At 61.8% G+C, this 18,715-nt stretch carries 20 protein-coding genes; 11 read left to right on the forward strand and 9 right to left on the reverse strand.

Going from position 1 to position 18,715, the window contains the following annotated elements; all coding sequences use genetic code 11:
• Window positions 1–12: 12 nt before the first annotated feature.
• Entirely contained in the window at window positions 13–1,506 is a 1,494-nt protein-coding gene (locus ACF8E5_RS13470; protein ID WP_078479347.1) for an aldehyde dehydrogenase, read from the reverse strand.
• 193 nt (window positions 1,507–1,699) lie between these two features.
• Between ACF8E5_RS13470 and ACF8E5_RS13475 the strand changes: the two genes are divergently transcribed.
• Complete coding sequence (locus ACF8E5_RS13475) at window positions 1,700–2,059, forward strand: cupin domain-containing protein (RefSeq protein WP_058602778.1); 360 nt, start codon at window positions 1,700–1,702, stop codon at window positions 2,057–2,059.
• An 83-nt stretch (window positions 2,060–2,142) separates the two neighbouring features.
• Here the strand turns inward: ACF8E5_RS13475 and rpmG are convergent, their stop codons facing one another.
• Both rpmG and rpmB read right to left on the reverse strand, forming a co-directional pair.
• Window positions 2,143–2,298, reverse strand: coding sequence for a 50S ribosomal protein L33 (rpmG, locus tag ACF8E5_RS13480; protein WP_003253507.1), 156 nt, complete (start codon window positions 2,296–2,298; stop codon window positions 2,143–2,145).
• 11 nt (window positions 2,299–2,309) lie between these two features.
• On the reverse strand, window positions 2,310–2,546 hold the full coding sequence (rpmB, locus tag ACF8E5_RS13485) for a 50S ribosomal protein L28 (RefSeq protein ID WP_003253504.1): 237 nt from the start codon (window positions 2,544–2,546) through the stop codon (window positions 2,310–2,312).
• A 361-nt stretch (window positions 2,547–2,907) separates the two neighbouring features.
• Here rpmB and ACF8E5_RS13490 point away from each other — a divergent pair, with 361 nt between their 5' ends.
• A complete protein-coding gene (locus tag ACF8E5_RS13490) occupies window positions 2,908–4,497 on the forward strand; it encodes an ABC transporter substrate-binding protein (RefSeq protein WP_058602777.1) in 1,590 nt (529 codons plus the stop codon).
• 103 nt (window positions 4,498–4,600) lie between these two features.
• On the opposite strand, the gene radC is transcribed toward ACF8E5_RS13490, so the two are convergent.
• Complete coding sequence (gene radC / locus ACF8E5_RS13495) at window positions 4,601–5,281, reverse strand: DNA repair protein RadC (RefSeq protein ID WP_196124594.1); 681 nt, start codon at window positions 5,279–5,281, stop codon at window positions 4,601–4,603.
• Between the two features lie 123 nt (window positions 5,282–5,404).
• On the opposite strand from radC, the gene coaBC reads away from it, so the two are divergent.
• From coaBC to argB, 4 genes are all read left to right on the forward strand, one after another.
• Window positions 5,405–6,616 carry a bifunctional phosphopantothenoylcysteine decarboxylase/phosphopantothenate--cysteine ligase CoaBC gene (coaBC, locus tag ACF8E5_RS13500; RefSeq protein WP_023532606.1) on the forward strand — a complete coding sequence of 404 codons (1,212 nt, stop codon included), beginning with the start codon at window positions 5,405–5,407 and terminating at the stop codon, window positions 6,614–6,616.
• A 5-nt stretch (window positions 6,617–6,621) separates the two neighbouring features.
• Window positions 6,622–7,077: a dUTP diphosphatase gene (gene dut / locus ACF8E5_RS13505; RefSeq protein WP_058638836.1), complete on the forward strand. Its 456-nt coding sequence runs from the start codon at window positions 6,622–6,624 to the stop codon at window positions 7,075–7,077.
• 119 nt (window positions 7,078–7,196) lie between these two features.
• The gene (locus tag ACF8E5_RS13510; RefSeq protein WP_392475408.1) at window positions 7,197–8,588 is read left to right on the forward strand and encodes a phosphomannomutase/phosphoglucomutase; all 1,392 of its coding nucleotides are present in this window, start codon (window positions 7,197–7,199) and stop codon (window positions 8,586–8,588) included.
• 30 nt (window positions 8,589–8,618) lie between these two features.
• Window positions 8,619–9,527: an acetylglutamate kinase gene (gene argB, locus ACF8E5_RS13515; protein WP_023532327.1), complete on the forward strand. Its 909-nt coding sequence runs from the start codon at window positions 8,619–8,621 to the stop codon at window positions 9,525–9,527.
• A 103-nt stretch (window positions 9,528–9,630) separates the two neighbouring features.
• Here the strand turns inward: argB and pyrE are convergent, their stop codons facing one another.
• Window positions 9,631–10,272, reverse strand: coding sequence for an orotate phosphoribosyltransferase (gene pyrE, locus ACF8E5_RS13520; protein ID WP_058602773.1), 642 nt, complete (start codon window positions 10,270–10,272; stop codon window positions 9,631–9,633).
• 80 nt (window positions 10,273–10,352) lie between these two features.
• On the opposite strand from pyrE, the gene ACF8E5_RS13525 reads away from it, so the two are divergent.
• Window positions 10,353–11,132 (forward strand): exodeoxyribonuclease III, encoded by a 780-nt coding sequence (locus tag ACF8E5_RS13525; RefSeq protein ID WP_023532406.1) that lies wholly within the window; start codon window positions 10,353–10,355, stop codon window positions 11,130–11,132.
• 34 nt (window positions 11,133–11,166) lie between these two features.
• Here ACF8E5_RS13525 and ACF8E5_RS13530 read toward each other — a convergent pair whose 3' ends face one another.
• On the reverse strand, window positions 11,167–11,535 hold the full coding sequence (locus tag ACF8E5_RS13530) for a DUF4870 domain-containing protein (RefSeq protein WP_023532399.1): 369 nt from the start codon (window positions 11,533–11,535) through the stop codon (window positions 11,167–11,169).
• Between the two features lie 22 nt (window positions 11,536–11,557).
• On the reverse strand, window positions 11,558–12,280 hold the full coding sequence (gene rph, locus ACF8E5_RS13535) for a ribonuclease PH (protein WP_023532860.1): 723 nt from the start codon (window positions 12,278–12,280) through the stop codon (window positions 11,558–11,560).
• A 225-nt stretch (window positions 12,281–12,505) separates the two neighbouring features.
• Between rph and ACF8E5_RS13540 the strand changes: the two genes are divergently transcribed.
• Together ACF8E5_RS13540 and gmk are read left to right on the forward strand one after the other, a co-directional pair.
• Entirely contained in the window at window positions 12,506–13,369 is an 864-nt protein-coding gene (locus ACF8E5_RS13540; RefSeq protein ID WP_058638834.1) for a YicC/YloC family endoribonuclease, read from the forward strand.
• Between the two features lie 13 nt (window positions 13,370–13,382).
• Window positions 13,383–14,003 carry a guanylate kinase gene (gene gmk, locus ACF8E5_RS13545; RefSeq protein WP_058638833.1) on the forward strand — a complete coding sequence of 207 codons (621 nt, stop codon included), beginning with the start codon at window positions 13,383–13,385 and terminating at the stop codon, window positions 14,001–14,003.
• Window positions 14,004–14,071: 68 nt separating this feature from the next.
• Here the strand turns inward: gmk and ACF8E5_RS13550 are convergent, their stop codons facing one another.
• Both ACF8E5_RS13550 and ACF8E5_RS13555 read right to left on the reverse strand, forming a co-directional pair.
• Window positions 14,072–15,613 carry an APC family permease gene (locus ACF8E5_RS13550; RefSeq protein ID WP_058638832.1) on the reverse strand — a complete coding sequence of 514 codons (1,542 nt, stop codon included), beginning with the start codon at window positions 15,611–15,613 and terminating at the stop codon, window positions 14,072–14,074.
• A gap of 110 nt (window positions 15,614–15,723) precedes the next feature.
• Window positions 15,724–17,106 carry a glutamine synthetase family protein gene (locus tag ACF8E5_RS13555; RefSeq protein ID WP_197844315.1) on the reverse strand — a complete coding sequence of 461 codons (1,383 nt, stop codon included), beginning with the start codon at window positions 17,104–17,106 and terminating at the stop codon, window positions 15,724–15,726.
• A 206-nt stretch (window positions 17,107–17,312) separates the two neighbouring features.
• Here ACF8E5_RS13555 and ACF8E5_RS13560 point away from each other — a divergent pair, with 206 nt between their 5' ends.
• The gene (locus ACF8E5_RS13560; protein WP_078479351.1) at window positions 17,313–18,185 is read left to right on the forward strand and encodes a LysR family transcriptional regulator; all 873 of its coding nucleotides are present in this window, start codon (window positions 17,313–17,315) and stop codon (window positions 18,183–18,185) included.
• 237 nt (window positions 18,186–18,422) lie between these two features.
• Window positions 18,423–18,686 carry a DNA-directed RNA polymerase subunit omega gene (rpoZ, locus tag ACF8E5_RS13565; RefSeq protein ID WP_012312123.1) on the forward strand — a complete coding sequence of 88 codons (264 nt, stop codon included), beginning with the start codon at window positions 18,423–18,425 and terminating at the stop codon, window positions 18,684–18,686.
• The last annotated feature ends 29 nt before the right edge of the window (window positions 18,687–18,715 follow it).

Raw genomic sequence — 18,715 nt, forward strand, 5'->3', positions numbered from 1 at the left:
GGGCCGCTGGGCTTACAGCTTGATCCAGGTGGCCTTGAGCTCGGTGTACTTCTCCAGCGCGTGCAGCGACTTGTCACGGCCGTTACCCGACTGCTTGAAGCCACCGAATGGCGCGGTCATGTCGCCGCCATCATATTGGTTGACCCAGACACTGCCGGCGCGTACGGCACGGGCCGTCCTGTGCGCCTTGGAAATGTCCGAAGTCCAGATGCCCGCCGCCAACCCATAGGGTGTGTCGTTGGCGATGGCAACCGCCTCCTCGGCCGTGTCGAAGGCAATCACGGACAGTACCGGGCCGAAGATTTCTTCCTGGGCGATTTTCATGGCATTGGTCACGCCGTCGAAGATGGTCGGCTCGACGTAGGTGCCGCCGGTATCTTCCAGCGTCCGCTTGCCGCCGGTCAGCAGCTTGGCGCCGTCCTTGTGACCCGCCTCGATGTACGACAACACGGTATTCATCTGCTGGGTATCGACCAGTGCACCCACGGTGGTCTGCGGGTCCAGCGGGTTGCCGGGCTTCCAGGCCTTGAGGGCCTCGACCACCATGGGCAGGAAGGTGTCCTTGATCGAGCGCTCCACCAGCAAGCGCGAACCTGCGGTGCACACTTCACCCTGGTTGAAGGCGATGGCGCTGGCAGCAGCCTGGGCGGCGGCCTCAAGGTCTGGCGCGTCGGCGAAGACGATGTTCGGGCTCTTGCCACCGGCTTCCAGCCAGATGCGCTTCATGTTCGACTCGCCTGCATACACCATCAGCTGCTTGGCGATCTTGGTCGAACCGGTGAATACCAGGGTGTCGACATCCATGTGCAGGGCCAGGGCCTTGCCCACGGTGTGGCCATAGCCAGGCAGCACGTTCAGCACACCTGCTGGGATACCGGCTTCCACTGCCAACTGAGCGATGCGAATAGCGGTCAGCGGCGACTTCTCGGAAGGTTTGAGCACGACCGAGTTGCCCGTAGCCAACGCTGGGCCCAACTTCCAGCTCGCCATCAGCAGCGGGAAGTTCCAGGGAACGATGGCACCCACCACGCCCACTGGCTCGCGTGTGACCAGGCCCAGTTGATCGTGCGGCGTCGGAGCGACTTCGTCGTACACCTTGTCGATGGCTTCGGCTGTCCAGTGAATGGCATTGGCAGCGCCTGGGATATCGATGCTGGAGGAGTCACCGATCGGTTTGCCCATGTCCAGTGTTTCGAGCAGCGCCAGCTCTTCGACGTTCTTGCGCAGCAAGTCGGCGAAGCGGATCAGGATGGCCTTGCGCTTGGCTGGGGCCAGCTGTGACCATACGCCCGAGTTGAAGGTCGCGCGGGCGTTTTCGACCGCGCGGTTGGCGTCGGCCAGGTCGCAGCTGGCAACCTTGGCCAGGAAGCGTCCGTCGACCGGGCTCAGGCACTCGAAGGTTTCACCGGATGCGGCATCGGTGTATTCGCCGTTGATGAAGGCGCGGCCTTCGATCTTCAGTTGCTGGGCACGTTGTTCCCAGTCTGCACGAGTCAGGGTGGTCATACGAAACTCCTCCTCTTGTTTAGGTGCAACGCTGCACTGAGGACTTGCAGGCGTTGTCGGGGTCCGGGCGTGCGACAGGCGCACACAGGCATGCGATACCCTAAACCAGCGCTTTCAAACTATCAATATATTTGACACTATCAGCTCAAACGCCCAGTGATGTTAATTTTATTGAACATGCAGGAGCCTCTTTATGAGTATCGACAGTATCATCGACTTCGCCCAGGCCATCACCGAGGCCGAGCGCTATCGCCCCGCAGCCGAAAAAGTGCTCAAAGGCGAGCCGGACCAGGCCGTGTACAACCACTATGCAAGCCCCTGCGGGCAGTTCGCCGCTGGCGTCTGGGAGGGGGAAGTGGGCCAGTGGGAGGTCAACTACACCGAGCATGAGTACTGCGAAATCGTGCAGGGCGTGTCGGTGCTGCGCGACGAACAGGGCGCCAGCAAGACGCTGCGTGCGGGTGATCGGTTCGTCATCCCCGCCGGATTCAAAGGGACATGGGAAGTGCTGGAGCCTTGCCGCAAGATCTATGCATTGTTCGAGCAGAAGTGATCCCTGGCCAGCTGACCCTTTCGGCCAGACATAAAAAAACCCGCCTCTCTTCAGAGGCGGGTTTTTTTCAGGTCGCCGATCAATTACTTGATCTTGGCTTCCTTGTACACCACGTGCTTGCGAACAACGGGATCGTATTTCTTGATCTCGATTTTGTCCGGGGTGGTGCGCTTGTTCTTGTCGGTGGTGTAGAAGTGGCCGGTACCGGCACTCGAAACCAGACGGATCAATTCACGCATGATGCTCTCCCTTAAACCTTGGCGCCAGCTTTACGGATGTCAACCAGTACGGCATCGATGCCGCGCTTGTCGATGATGCGCATGCCTTTGGCGGAAACGCGCAGACGCACGAAACGCTTCTCGGATTCAACCCAGAAACGGTGGTGCTGCAGGTTTGGCAGGAAACGACGACGGGTTTTGTTGTTTGCGTGGGAAATGTTGTTCCCGGTTACTGGACCCTTACCAGTAACTTGACAGACTCTCGACATGACTCAGCCCTCTAAAACCACATGCCCAACCCGGCATGGGTTGGCCGCTTAATCTCTCAGTCTTTGGCGCCGAGGCGCCGTGATTCTGGAGGTCTTATCGACCGGATTCGCTGATGCGACAGGCCGAGCCCCTAGAAAAGAGCGCTGCTTTATACCAGAAAGACTCGATTGCAACAATACCTGATCAACATTCGAGCCGAGGCGAACCGCCGCGAGCAGCATGACCGAAGGCCCTATCAGGCGCCGACCGTTCGTCGCCAATATTGTAAAAAAGAGTGTGGTCATTTTCTGGCAGTCACACTAGGGTAGGCCTTTTCCAGACTGCACTGGCAGATGGGCCACTGACAGCCAAGGAGCCACCATGCGTGCCGCCGCCCTTTCCTTATTGTTCACCTCCCTGCTTGCCGTGGGTGCAGCCCAGGCAGCGCCACTGAGCGTTTGCAGCGAAGCCAGCCCCGAAGGCTTCGACGTGGTGCAGTACAACTCGCTGACCACCACCAATGCCACGGCCGATGTGCTGATGAACCGCCTGGTGGAATTCGACGCAGGCAAAGGCAAGGTGGTGCCGAGCCTGGCCGCCAGCTGGACGGTGTCGGCCGATGGCCTGGTGTACGATTTCACCCTGCGCGACAACGTGAAATTCCATACCACTGCCTATTTCAAGCCCAGCCGTACGCTCAATGCCGACGACGTATTGTTCAGCTTCCAGCGCATGCTCTACCCCGCTCACGCCTGGCACAAGACAGCGCCCGGCGGCTACCCCCATGCCCAGTCGCTGCAACTGGGCAGCCTGATCAAGACGATCGACGCGCCGGCGCCCAATACCGTGCGCTTTACCCTTACCCACCCGGATGCGACCTTCCTGGCCACCCTGAGCATGGGCTTTGCCTCGATCTATTCAGCCGAATATGCCGACAAGTTGCTCAAGGCAGGCACGCCCGAGAAACTCAACAGCCAACCCATCGGCACCGGGCCATTCGTCTTCCAGCGGTTCCAGAAGGACGCGGTGGTGCGCTATCGCGCCAACCCTGACTACTTTGCCGGCAAGCCAGCCGTCGACCCACTAATCTTCGCCATCACCACCGATGCAAACGTGCGCCTGCAGAAACTCAAGCGCAACGAGTGCCAGGTAGCCCTGTCGCCCAAGCCACTGGACATTGCCGAGGCCAGCCAGGACAGCAGCCTCAAGGTGGCCAGCACGCCAGCGTTCATGACGGCATTCATCGCGCTCAACAGCCAGCACCCACCACTGGACAAGCCAGAGGTGCGCCAGGCCATCAACCTGGCCTTCGACAAACAGGCCTACGTGAAAGCTGTTTTCGAAGACTCGGCGATTGCGGCCAATGGCCCGTATCCGCCCAATACCTGGAGCTATGCCAAGGACCTGCCCGGTTACCCACTGGATGTGAAGAAAGCCAAGGCCCTGCTGGCCAAGGCCGGTCTGGCGGACGGCTTCAGCACAACGATCTGGACACGCCCTTCCGGTAGCCTGCTCAACCCCAACCCCAGCCTGGGCGCGCAGATGCTGCAGGCTGATCTCGCCAAGGTGGGCATCAAGGCTGAAATTCGGGTGATCGAATGGGGCGAACTCATCCGCCGCGCCAAGGCCGGCGAGCATGACCTGCTGTTCATGGGCTGGGCAGGCGACAACGGCGACCCGGATAACTTCCTCACCCCGCAGTTCTCCTGTGCAGCGGTCAAGTCCGGGACCAACTTCGCGCGGTTCTGTGACAATCGCCTGGATCAGCTGATCAGTGCCGGTCGCACCACCAATGATCAGAGCGTGCGCAGCCGGCTGTACCAGCAGGCGCAGACCCTGATCCAGCAGCAGGCGCTGTGGGTGCCATTGGCGCATCCGACGGCGGCGGCCCTGCTGCGTCAGGGTGTCGAGGGTTATCAGGTCAACCCGTTCGGCCGGCTGGACTTCAGCAAGGTGAGCGTGACCAAGTAGGCCTCGATCACGCTTGAGCGTTGCGGTGATCGGGGAAGGCGCCACCCTTACCCCCGGTCATGACAGGTCATCCTGAACTGCGCCGCGCTCGCGGTGGCGTGCCCTAAGCTACGACCCACCCGTGCTCGGCCATGGACAGCGGCTCCCCGTCGCCAATGATGATGTGATCCAGCACGCGTACATCGATCAAGGCCAGCCCACGCTTGAGCGAAAGGGTCAGGTGCACATCCTCTTTGCTGGGTTCGCTGTTGCCCGAAGGGTGGTTGTGACAGAGGATCAGCGCCGCGGCGTTGTGCATCAATGCACGCCGCACCACTTCCCGCGGATAGACACTGGCTCGGTCGATGGTACCCTTGAACAGGATCTCGAACGCCAACGGTCGGTGTTTGGTGTCCAGAAACAGGCAACCGAACACCTCGCTGGGTTCATGGCGCAGCATGGCCTTGAGGTAGCGCCTTACGGCCTGGGGTTCCTCCAACGCCGCTGCGCGGGTGATCCCTTCATTGAGGTAGCGGCGACCGATTTCCAGCAATGCCTGCAGCTGTGCGTATTTGACCTCCCCTATGCCAGGCTCGCGCAAGACCGCCCGCCGATCGGCCTCGAGAAACGGCCGTAAGCCGCCAAAGCGCACCAACAGGCCACGCGCCAGGTCGAGCACGTTGCGCCCTGCAACGCCTGACCCCAGCAGCACAGCCAGCAGTTCGGCGTCAGACAGCACCCCCGCCCCACGCTGCAGTAGCTTTTCCCTTGGCCGATCCTGAGCCGGCCATTCCCTGATGTTCATCGCTGCCCTGCCCCTGCTGCGGCCCATTTCGGCCCTGTGTTAATCTATTTGCCCTCGTACATGCGACGTTCTGCCGCACGCAGTTTCTGTCGCCGCCCGCTTTCACTGGAAAAAGGCAACCCTATGCAGCGGCTGTATCGCAAGCGCATCGTTCTTGGCGTCGGTGGTGGCATCGCCGCCTACAAGAGCGCCGAACTGATCCGCCGACTCCTGGAGCACGGCGCCCAGGTGCGTGTCGTCATGACCCGCGGTGGCGCTGAATTCATCACGCCGCTGACCTTGCAGGCGCTGTCCGGCCACCCGGTGCACCTGGACCTCCTCGACCCGGCAGCAGAGGCGGCCATGGGCCATATCGAGCTGGCCAAATGGGCTGACCTGGTACTGATCGCTCCGGCCACCGCCGACCTCATGGCACGCCTGGCCCAGGGCATGGCCGATGACCTGTTGACGACCCTGGTACTGGCCACCGATGCCACCGTTGCCGTCGCCCCGGCCATGAACCAGGCCATGTGGCGTGACGCTGCCACCCAGGCCAACCTCCAAGTGCTCAGGAGCCGCGGCATTCAGGTGTTCGGCCCTGCCTCGGGCAGCCAGGCCTGTGGCGACGTAGGCCTGGGCCGCATGCTCGAGGCCACCGACCTGGCCTGGTGCGCCGCCGAGAGCTTCAAGCGCCAGGCATTGACCGGCAAGCACGTGCTGATCACCGCCGGCCCCACCCAGGAGAACATCGACCCGGTGCGCTACATCACCAATCATAGCTCCGGGAAGATGGGCTTTGCCCTAGCCGAGGCGGCCGCCGAAGCCGGGGCTCGGGTGACCCTCGTGACCGGCCCCGTGCACCTGCCCACCCCCGATCGGGTCAGCCGTATCGACGTGGTCAGCGCGCGGGACATGCTGGCGGCCTGTGAGGCGGCCATGCCATGCGACCTGTTCATCGCGTCGGCGGCGGTGGCGGACTACCGCCCAGAGGTGATAGCGCCACAAAAACTGAAGAAAGATCCCACGACTGGCGATGGCATGCTGCTGCAGATGGTGCGCAATCCCGATATCCTTGCCACCCTGGCCGGTCGCACCGACCGCCCTTTCAGTGTCGGCTTCGCCGCCGAGACCGAACACTTGCTCGATTACGCCACGCGCAAGCTCAAGGATAAAAACCTCGACCTGATCGTCGCCAACGATGTGGCCAACCCCAGCATCGGCTTCAACAGTGAAGAGAACGCCTTGACCGTGATCGATCGCCAGCAGCACCAGACCCTCTTCGCGCAGACCAGCAAGGGCAAGATCGCCCGCCAGCTGGTTGCCTTCATCGCCGAACGGCTCAACCAGGTTCAATAAGTTACATGCACGCATTACAAGCCAAGATCCTCGACCCACGCCTGGGTACCGAATTTCCGTTGCCGCAATACGCCACGCCGGGCTCTGCCGGCCTGGACCTGCGCGCCCTGCTCGCGCAAGACACGGTGCTCGAACCCGGCCAGACGGTCCTGATTCCGACAGGCCTGTCCATCCATATCAGCGACCCGGGTCTTGCCGCACTGGTGCTGCCGCGCTCGGGCCTGGGCCACAAGCATGGCATCGTGCTGGGCAACCTGGTTGGGCTGATCGATTCGGATTACCAGGGCGAGCTGATGGTGTCGTGCTGGAACCGCGGCACCACCACCTTCACCATCGCAGTCGGTGAGCGTATCGCCCAGCTGGTGCTCGTGCCCGTGGTACAGGCGCAGTTCGAGATCGTCGAGTCGTTCGACCAGAGCCAGCGCGGCGCCGGTGGCTTTGGTCATTCCGGCACCCGTTGAACCGGACATGAGCGAAATCGCCACGGATGGCGAACTCCGGGCCGCAACCTTCGTCCAAGCGCTCTGCGTGCGCCTGCAACCGAGCGCTTCTGACTGATGGGGTTTTCCAGATGAACGACATGGCCCCGGCGGGTCGCGCCCACTTGCCGCCAGGTATCTTTCGCGCTTACGACATCCGCGGCATCGTCGGCAAGACGCTGTACGCCGATACCGCCTACTGGATAGGCCGCGCCGTCGGCGCACAGAGCCTGGCCATGGGCGAACCCCAGGTCAGCGTGGGCCGCGACGGTCGCCTGTCCGGCCCACTGCTCGTCGAGCCTCTGATCCGCGGCCTGGTCGAGGCAGGCTGCCATGTGAACGACCTCGGTCTGGTCCCCACGCCGGCGCTGTACTACGCCACCCACGTACTAGGCGGCAAGTCGGGCGTGATGCTCACCGGTAGTCACAACCCCCCGGACTACAACGGCTTCAAGATCGTCATTGCCGGCGACACCCTGGCCAACGAGCAGATCCAGGCGCTGCTCGGCCGCTTGCAGGCCAATGACTTGACCTTCGGCACAGGGCATGTGCAACAGGTAGCGATTCTGGAGCGCTATTTCCAGCGGATCGTCAGTGACGTGAGGCTGGCCAGAAAGCTCAAGGTGGTCGTGGACTGCGGCAATGGCGTCGCTGGCGTGATCGCACCGCAACTGATCGAAGCGTTGGGCTGCGAGGTGATTGCGCTGTTCAGCGAAGTGGACGGCAACTTCCCGAACCACCACCCCGACCCCAGCAAGGCGCAGAACCTTCAGGTGCTGATCGACACGGTCAGGCGCACGGGGGCGGACCTCGGCCTGGCATTTGACGGCGACGCGGATCGCGTCGGTGTGGTAACCGAGGCCGGCAGCATCATTTACGCCGACCGCTTGCTGATGCTGTTTGCCCAGGATGTCCTGGCTCGCAACCCAGGCGCCGAAATCATCTTCGACGTCAAATGCACCCGACGCCTGATCCCCCTGATCGAACGATTGGGCGGTCGTACCCTGATGTGGAAGACCGGTCATTCGTTGATGAAGAAGAAGATGCAGCAGACCGGCGCCTTGCTCGCAGGCGAGATGAGCGGTCATATCTTCATCAAGGAGCGCTGGTACGGTTTCGACGACGGCATCTACAGCGCTGCGCGCCTGCTGGAAATCCTCAGCAAGACCGAGCAGAGCGCCGAAACCGTGTTCGCCGCGTTCCCCAACGATATTTCCACGCCGGAACTCAATATTGATGTGACCGACGAAGGTAAATTCAGCATCATTGATGCACTGCAACGCGACGCCGATTGGGGTGACGCGCGCCTGACCACCATCGACGGTGTGCGAGTGGACTATGCACAGGGCTGGGGCCTGGTGCGTGCCTCCAACACCACGCCGGTTCTGGTACTGCGTTTCGAGGCCGACAGCGAGGCCGAGTTGCAGCGTATCAAGGATGTTTTTCGCACGCAGTTGCTGCGGGTAGAGCCTGACCTGCAACTGCCGTTCTGACCGACTATCTGGCCCTCACAGGAGCCCTGCATGACCCTCGATCGCGATGCCGCCACCCACGTAGCCGAAGTGCTGTCCGAAGCCTTGCCCTACATTCGCCGCTTCGTCGGCAAGACGCTGGTGATCAAGTACGGCGGCAACGCGATGGAAAGCGAGGAGCTCAAGACGGGCTTCGCCCGCGACATCGTGCTGATGAAGGCCGTGGGCATCAACCCGGTGGTGGTGCACGGTGGCGGCCCGCAGATCGGTGATCTGCTCAAGCGTCTCTCCATCGAAAGCCATTTCATCGACGGCATGCGCGTGACCGATTCGGCGACCATGGACGTTGTGGAAATGGTACTGGGCGGCCAAGTCAACAAGGACATCGTCAACCTCATCAACCGGCATGGCGGCAGCGCCATCGGCCTGACCGGCAAGGACGCGGAGCTGATCCGTGCACGCAAGCTCACCGTCAGCCGCCAGACGCCGGAAATGACCACCGCCGAGATCATCGACATCGGCCATGTGGGTGAAGTGGTGAGCGTGAACACCGACCTGCTGAACATGCTGGTCAAGGGTGATTTCATTCCCGTGATCGCCCCCATCGGCGTCGGCATCAATGGCGAGTCCTACAACATCAATGCCGACCTGGTAGCAGGCAAGGTCGCCGAAGCGCTGCAGGCCGAGAAGCTGATGCTACTGACCAACATCGCCGGACTGATGGACAAGCAGGGCCAGGTCCTGACCGGGTTGACCACAGAGCAGGTCAACGAGCTGATCGCCGACGGCACCATCTACGGTGGCATGCTTCCGAAGATCAAATGCGCCCTGGATGCGGTGCAAGGCGGCGTGAACAGCTCACACATCATCGACGGCCGCGTGCCGAACGCGGTGCTGCTGGAAATCTTCACCGACAGCGGCGTAGGTACTTTGATCACCAACCACAAGTCGCTTTCCTGACCTGCATGGCCCTGTCGCCGGCAGCCGGTAACAGGGCCAAACTGGCGACACAAAAAAAGGCGACCTCAAACCGAGGTCGCCTTTTTCGCTTCCAGGCCCTGGGTCAGATCCCGTACTGCGCCCGATAGGCCTCAACCGCCGGCAGGTGCTGCTTGAGCTGCGGATCGTCAGCCAGGAACTCCAGTACCTGAGTCAGCGAGACGATACTGACCACCGGTATGCCGAAGTCGCGCTCCACCTCCTGGATGGCCGAGAGCTCACCATTGCCACGCTCTTCACGATTCAATGCGATCAGCACGCCAGCGGCGTTGGCCTGCTGCGCCTTGATGATCTGCATGACTTCGCGAATGGCGGTACCGGCAGTGATCACGTCGTCGATGATCAGCACATCGCCTGCCAGGGGCGCACCGACCAGGCTGCCGCCTTCGCCGTGGTCCTTGGCTTCCTTGCGGTTGAAGCACCAGGGCACGTCTTGCCGATGCTGGTCAGCCAGCGCGACGGCAGTGGTCGCGGCCAGGGGAATACCCTTGTAGGCCGGGCCGAACAGCACGTCGAACGAGATCTTGCTGTCAACGATGGCGGCGGCGTAGCAACGCCCCAGCTCGGCCAGCGCCGAACCTGTGTTGAACAGGCCGGCGTTGAAGAAGTACGGGCTGGTACGCCCAGACTTGAGAGTGAATTCACCGAAACGCAGGACCCCGCGATCGATGGCAAAACGGATGAAGTCGCGCTGATACGGCTGCATGGAAAGTCCCGGACACCACGGATTTAGCTAAATGGGTTGAGCTCGGGTATCATACACGCACGAGATTTATGGGGCCATTTATGCGGATCATCAGTGTGAACGTTAATGGCATTCAGGCTGCGGCCGAGCGTGGTTTGCTCAGCTGGCTACAGGCCCAGAATGCCGACGTCATCTGCCTTCAGGATACCCGCGCCTCGGCCTTTGAACTCGATGACCCAGCTTTCCAGCTCGATGGCTATTTCCTTTATGCCTGCGACGCGGAGGTGCCTGCCCAAGGTGGTGTGGCCCTTTATTCGCGCATGCAGCCCAAGGCAGTCATCACCGGCCTGGGCTTCGAGACAGCCGACCGTTACGGGCGTTACCTGCAAGCAGATTTCGACAAAGTCAGTATTGCCAGCCTGCTCTTGCCTTCGGGCATGAACGGGGATGAAGACTTGAACCAGAAATTCAAGTTGATGGACGACTTCGCCAAGTACCTGGACAAGCAGCGTCGCAAGCGCCGCGAGTACATCTATTGCGGCTCGTTCTATGTGGCCCAGCAGAAGCTCGACATCAAGAACTGGCGTGACAGCCAGCAGTCGCCGGGCTTCCTGCCGCCAGAGCGTGCCTGGATGGATGCCATTACCGGCGAGATGGGTTACGTGGATGCCCTGCGAGAAGTCAGCCGTGAGGGTGACCAGTACAGCTGGTGGCCGGACAACGAGCAGGCCGAAATGCTGAACCTGGGCTACCGGTTCGACTACCAGATCCTTACCCCCGGCCTGCGCCGCTTCGTGCGCAACGCGCGCTTGCCACGCCAGCCGCGCTTCTCCCAGCATGCGCCGCTGATCGTCGACTACGACTGGACGCTGACCATCTGAGCAACCAGTGGGGCTGCCTTGCAGCCCCACCTGGCTATTTGATCGGTCGCCAGATCATGGGGTAGCGGTAAGGCTTGCCTTCGTTGGCCCGTACCGCAGCAATGACGATCAGAATCATCACCGCCACTGACAGCACGGCAAACAGCACCAGCCCGATCACCACGAATATCAGCAGGAGGCAGATGAACCCTGCCACGGTCACGCTGATCTGGAAATTCAGCGCTTCCTTGCCTTGCGCATCGATGAATGGGTCCTGCTCGCGCTTCAGATGCCACAGCACCAACGGCCCCAGCAGGTGCCCGAGCGGGATCACCAGGCCAAGGAGCGCGGAAAGGTGGCAGAGCATCGCCCACTGCCTGACCTCGGCACTGGGCGGGATGATCGAAAGATTCGGATCGGTCATGCCTGCACCCTCCTGATCAGGTTCAGTCTGCCAGCGCGGCTTGCTGCAGCTGGAAGATCTCGTCCATGCCCTTCTGCGCCAGGGCAAGCATGGCGTTGAAGTCTTCTGGCTGGAACGGCGCACCTTCTGCCGTACCTTGCACCTCGATGAACCCGCCAGCGCTGGTCATGACCACGTTCAGGTCGGTTTCGGCTGCCGAGTCCTCCAGGTAGTCCAGGTCGAGCACCGCTTCACCCTGATACATACCCACCGACACGGCGGCGATCATGTGCTTGAGCGGATTGCCCGCCTTCAGGCCACCACGCTTCTTGATCACGGCCAGGGCATCGCAGACGGCAACCATGGCACCGGTAATGGAGGCTGTACGGGTGCCGCCATCGGCCTGGATGACATCGCAATCGATGTAAAGCGTAATGTCACCGAGCTTGCTCATGTCCAGTGCCGCACGCAATGAACGGCCGATCAGGCGCTGGATCTCCAGCGTGCGACCACCTTGCTTGCCACGGCTGGCTTCGCGCTGGTTACGTTCACCCGTCGAGCGTGGCAGCATGCCATATTCGGCGGTCAACCAACCTTGGCCCTGGCCTTTGAGAAAGCGCGGCACGCCGTTTTCCACGCTGACCGTGCAGATGACTTTCGTGTCACCGAACTCGACCAGTACCGACCCTTCGGCGTGCTTGGTGTAGTTGCGGGTGATGCGGATCGAGCGGAGCTGATCGGCGGCGCGACCACTTGGACGTTTCATCTGGGATACCTGTACTGGGACATTGAATCTGGCAGGCATTATAGAGCCCGTAGCCTAGTGAGGACACGCCTATCGTCGCTGACGGTCCAGCGCGCCTGCATTTGCGGCGGTCCTGTCCGTCGCTCAGGCGCAGCGGCGCATTGGGCCGCAAGGCCCCAGTGCGCTACAATCCTGCGCCTCGCAGCCAGCAGGCTGCAATGTCCAACCTATACGCGAGGTACCCCCATGGTGCACAGCATGACCGCGTTCGCACGGGTCGAGCGCGCCGGCAGCCAAGGCACCCTGGTCTGGGAGCTGCGCTCGGTCAACCACCGTTACCTGGAGCCGCACCTGCGCCTGCCCGACGCCCTGCGCGACCTTGAAGGTGGCGTGCGTGAAGGCCTGCGCCAAGGCCTTTCCCGAGGCAAGGTGGAGTGCACCCTGCGCCTGAACGAGGACAGCAGCGGCAAGCCGTTGCAGGTCGACCGCGAGCGCGCTGCGCAGCTAGTGGCCGCCGCCGAGCAAGTGGCGGCGTTGATCCAGCAGCCGGCGCCGCTCAACCCCTTGGAAGTGCTGTCTTGGCCGGGCGTATTGGTCGCTGATGCCAGCGACCCACAGGCACTCAATGCCCAGGCCATGGCACTGTTCAACGACGCGCTTGCCGAACTCAAGGCCGGGCGTCAGCGCGAAGGCCAGGAACTGGCCCGTCTGATCAACGAGCGCCTGGACAGCATGGCCGAAGAGGTCACGACGCTGCGAGCGCTGGTGCCGCAGATGCTGGCCGCGCAACGTCAGAAGATCCTGGACCGCTTCAACGACCTTCAGGTTGAAATCGACCCGCAGCGCCTGGAACAGGAAATGGTCCTGCTGGCCCAGAAGAGCGACGTGGCCGAGGAGCTTGATCGCCTAGACACCCATGTAGCCGAAGTACGACGCGTACTCAAGGGTGCAGGTGCCGCCGGGCGTCGTCTGGATTTCCTGATGCAAGAACTCAATCGCGAAGCCAACACGCTCGGTTCCAAAGCCTTCGATCCCCGCAGCACGCAGGCGGCGGTCAATTTGAAGGTACTGATCGAACAGATGCGTGAACAAGTACAGAACATCGAGTAAGGCCACACCGACCATGAACCACACCAGCGGCACCCTCTATATCGTTTCCGCTCCGTCCGGCGCCGGCAAGACCAGCCTGGTCAACGCCCTGACCCAGGACGACAAGCAGATCCGTGTTTCCGTCTCGCACACTACCCGCGCCATGCGTCCTGGCGAGCAGCATGGTGTGAACTACCATTTCGTCGAGCATGATGCGTTCAGGGCACTGATCGAACAGGGCGATTTTCTGGAGCATGCCGAGGTGTTCGGCAACTTCTATGGCACCTCGCGCAGCGCCCTGCAGCAGACGCTGGACCAAGGCTTCGACCTGATCCTGGAAATCGACTGGCAAGGCGCGCAGCAGGTGCGCAAGCTGATGCCACAGGCGCTGTCGGTCTTCATCCTGCCGCCAAGCCAGGCCGCATTGCGCGAGCGCCTTGATGGTCGAGGCCAGGACAGTGACGCGATCATCGCCGGGCGCATGAAAGAGGCCGTCAGCGAGATGGTGCATTACAACGAGTACGACTACGTGATCATCAACGATGTTTTCGATACGGCACTGGCGGACTTGAAGGCCGTGTTCCGTGCCAATCGGCTGCTCCTGAAGAAGCAGCAACACCGTCATGGGGCACTGCTCGAGCAGTTGATCGGCTGATGTGCACGGGCCTCCTGGGAGGCCCTTGCATAACCTTCAGCACGTCTTAGGCAAGGCCCTGGCCCTGGTCAGTCCTGCAACGGCAAAGTGGCGTGCTGACGCAGCGTAGCCCCCAGGAAGTAGGCCGGGGCTCGCAGCCGGGACATCAGCATCAACACGATCCCCAGGACAGAGATGATCGCCGCGATCACGAACACCAGCCCGACCCCGCCCACGTGCGAGCCACTGCCGAAGTCCGGCGAGGCGCTGTCTATGGCCGTGCGCACGAAGATCACCGACAGAATCACCCCGCCCACCAAAGGGCACAGCCCGCGCATGAGTAAATGCCGAAGGCTGCCGAACAGGCTGCTGCGGAAATACCAGACGCAGGCGAAGGCCGTGAGTGAGTAATAGAAGCAGATCATCATGCCCAGGGCGGTGATGGTGTCGGCCAGTACGTTCTCGCTGAGCGTGCGCATGGTGACGTAGAAAAGTCCGGCGGCCACCCCGGCGCAGATCGTGGCGTAACGCGGCGTCTGTGAGCGCGGGCAGACCTTGGCAAACTTCTGCGGTACCGCCCCGTAGTAGCCCATGGCAAGCAGGGTGCGCGCAGGCGAGACGAAGGTCGATTGCAAGGAAGCGGCAGTGCTGGCCAGTACCGCGATGGACATCAGGATTGCCAGCGGCCCCATGACCGGGCCGGCCAGGTGAGCGAACACGTTTTCCTGGATGCGCGGGTTATTCAGGCCCAGCCCCGACTCGCTGATGCCGGCGAACTGCAAGGTGGCAATGGCCGTCAGCAGGTACAGGCCCAGAATCAACAGCACGGTCCAGGTGGCTGCCTTGCCCGGAACCTCTTCGCTGCCTACCGACTCTTCACTGACGGTCAGGCATACGTCCCAGCCCCAGAAAATGAAGATCGACAACGATAGGCCGGCGGCGAACGCCGAGAAGGATTCAACCCCGAACGGGTTGAACCAGGCGAAATCGAACGCCAGGGGCGGTGGTGCCGTTGTTTCGCCGAACGCTGCGAAGGCAAAGCCCACCAGTACCAGCAGTTGCAACGCCACCAGACCGTACTGCACGGTCATGGTCGTGGTCATGCCTCGGCAACAGATCCATACGGCCAAGGCAATGAACACGCAACAGGTCACGATGTTGATCAGCAAGTTGTCGGCAAGCGCCGCCAGTTCAGGGTTGCCCGTGATCTGGCCGAGGAACAGGTAGAAGAAATCCACCGCCACACCGGCCAGGTTCGACAGCACGATAGTAGTCGCCACCACCAGCCCCCAACCGCCGATCCACCCGATCATCGGGCCGAAGGCTCGCGCCGACCAGGTGAACGACGTACCGCTGTCCGGCTCGGCCGAATTCAGCTCGCGATAGCCCAGGGCGACCAGCAGCATAGGCAGGAACCCGACGATGAACACCGCTGGCAGGTGAGCCCCGACCTCGCGCACGGTCGGGCCCAAGGCGCCGGTAAGGGTGTAGACCGGCGCAATGGTGGAGATGCCCAGCACCACGCTGGCCAACAGCCCCAATCGGCCCTTGGCCAGGCCCTTGCTACCCTGTTGGATGCTTTCGCCAGCCGCCACATCGGGTGGGCGGCCGGCTTCTGTGTAATCGCTCATGAGTATCAGCCGTAGATGTTGGAATTGTTTTTAACAAGCCTCTCGCCAAGGCCTGCCCACTCAGAGCCCGCTGCGAAACCTTCCCCTGGCCTCATGCAGGCGCCTTGGCGCTACACCGTGTGCAGGTACCAGTTGTATTCGAGGTCGGAAATCGACGCCTCGAATTCGGCCAGCTCGCTGTCCTTGCAGGCCACGAAGACATCGATGTAGTGCGCACTGATGTATTGCCTGAGTACGTCACTGTCTTCCAGCGCACGCAACGCGTCGCGCAGGTTGTTCGCAAGGCTCTGCTCCAGTTGCTCGAAAGCATTGCCTTCAATGGGCGCCTGCGGCTCGATCTGGTGGGTCAGGCCATGGTGAACGCCAGCAAGAATCACAGCAAGCATTAGGTAGGGATTGGCGTCTGCACCTGCCACGCGATGTTCCAGGCGCGTGCTTCGGCTGTTTTCTGTCGGTACACGCAGGGCGACGGTACGGTTATCCAAGCCCCAGCCTGGGGCATTTGGCACATTGAACTGGGCGCCGAACCTGCGATACGAATTGATGTTCGGGCACAGGAAGGCCATGGACGCAGGGAGCGTCTGCAGCATGCCGCCGATAGCATGGCGCAGAGCGTCGCACCTCATTGGGTCTTCGCTTGCAAAGAGGTTCCTGCCGCTGTGTTTTTCCACCAGCGACAGGTGAACATGTAGACCACTGCCCGCCTGGCCGGGATAGGGCTTGGCCATGAATGTCGTGTCCATTTCGTGGTCGTAGGCAACGTTCTTGATCAGGCGCTTGAGCAGGATCGCTTGATCACAAGCTTTCAGAGGGTCGGCCACGTGATGCAGATTGACCTTGAACTGCGCAGGCGCGCTTTCCTTGACGATGGCATCCACCGGCAAGCCCTGGGCCTTTGCCGCTTCGAGAATGTCCTGCAAACAGTCGGCGTACTCGTCCAGGTCGTCGATGAAGTAGGCCTGGGTCGAATGGGCACGCTTTCCGGATAACGGCGAGCGCGGCGGCTGCGGTCGGCCATTGAGGTTGTCCTGGTCGATCAGGTAGAACTCGAGCGCCAACGCAACGCACAGGGACAGGCCCAGCGCGTCGAACCGGCTCACGACCTGATGCAAGACCTCGCGCGGATCAGCGAAGAACGGCTGACCGTCCAGTTCGTGCATGGTCATGAGCAACTGGGCGGTGGGACGCTTCTGCCAGGGCTCGTGCGCAAGCGTATCGGCAATGGGGTAGCAGATGCGATCGGCATCGCCCATATCCAGGCCCAGCCCGGTGCTTTCTACGGTGGCGCCGTTGATGTCGAGCGCAAACAGCGATGCCGGCAGGTTGATGCCTCGCTCATACACCTTGTGCAAGCTGGCCCGCTCGATGCGCTTGCCGCGCACGACTCCATTCATATCGGCAATCAGCAAGTCGACGTACTGGGTGTCGGGGTGTGCCTGCAGGAAGTCATTCATCTCGCGTGAGGAACGGGCGCACGGGGCTACCGACGTCATGGCTGTACATCCTTTGCTGGGCTGCGGCGATGTGGAGAGACGGCTGGCGCCTGGTAGGCGACGATGGTTGCAGCTGTTGTTGTTTTCACTTTCCCATCGTGGGGATTGGTAACCGCAGCGGGCGCATTGATTCCCGGGGGTCGTTTCACTATAAAATGGCTCTCACGCAACAGACATTGGCAATTCGGCAACGAGAGCGTGCACCAATGCAATATCAAATTACCCATGCCGATCTTTCCCTGGTTCTGGCGTTGGAACGCGGGCGCTCTCTGGCCAAGGCGGCCGAGTTGCTCAAAGTGGACGTATCGACCGTTTTCCGGTCGATACGCCGCCTGGAGTCGGCGCTGGGCACGGCTCTGTTCGTCAAGAGCCGCAAAGGCTACTTGCCTACCGATACTGCACAGGCCCTCGCCGAGCAGGCCGAGCGCGCCGAGCAAGCACTCGAGGCGGCGCGCATTGCCATGACCAGCGGTGAACAGGTCGTCAGCGGCACCGTGCGCCTGACCTGCACTGAGGCCGTCATGCACAGCCTGCTGCTGCCTGCACTGGCCGACTTCATGCAGAATTACCCCGCGCTGTCGCTGGAGATGGGCACCTCAAACGTGTTCGCCAACCTCAGCCGGCGAGATGCAGACATCGCCCTGCGTTTGACCAACACGCCTCCCGAACACCTGGTGGGGCGCAACCTGGGGTCAACGTCCTACGTGATATGTGGCCAACCTCAGTGGCGCGACCGCCTCGGTGAAAGCGCCAGCGCGGTGCCATGGATCGCGCCGGATGACGCCATGCAGGACCATCCGACGGTAGTCTGGCGCAACCAGCAACACCCTGGCCTGAGCCCGCGCTACCAGTGCAGCAGCATGTCCACCATTGCCCAACTGGTCACCGCTGGCCTGGGCGTGGCAGCGCTGCCGGACTACATGGTGCATAGCCTGCCAGGGGTCGATGCACTCAGCGGGCCGCTGCCAGGTTGCGACACCCAGTTGTGGCTCTTGACCCGACCGGACTGCCGCGCGCTGCGCTCGGTCCAAACCCTTTTCGAGGAGCTCACCCCGCGGTTGCGCGACGCAATGCTCTGAGGTTATTGTCGGGGCCATTGCAAGGCGTCTATGGCGGTCCTTGCACTGCGTCCCAGAGGTATCGTCAGGCCTGGCAAACGCGGGCATGCACCGCAGTACCTGAATGACTCGCACCGCACCGCACGGCGGCGCTCGACAAAACAGCGCTTCCCTATTGGCTGGTGAATTTTTATACTATCGAGTCCGCCTGCCCACTAATGGGCTGCACGCCTACCGCATTTGCTACTGAGGAAGACCATGGCCCGCGTAACTGTTGAAGACTGCCTGGAACACGTGGATAACCGTTTTGAGCTGGTCATGCTCTCGACCAAGCGCGCTCGCCAGCTGGCGACCGGCGGTAAAGAGCCACGCGTTGCGTGGGAAAACGACAAGCCCACCGTCGTTGCCCTGCGCGAAATCGCCGAAGGCATCGTGACCAACGAATTCATCGCCGCTGAAGAAATTGTCACCGAGGATCCGGTCTTTGCCGCGTTCGAGGACGAGTCGAACGAGGCTGTCTGATTGATGCCCGGTCGACGTCGCAAGGCGCA

The organism is Pseudomonas sp. WSY_20, from assembly GCF_043104335.1.
Lineage (GTDB): Bacteria > Pseudomonadota > Gammaproteobacteria > Pseudomonadales > Pseudomonadaceae > Aquipseudomonas > Aquipseudomonas parafulva_B.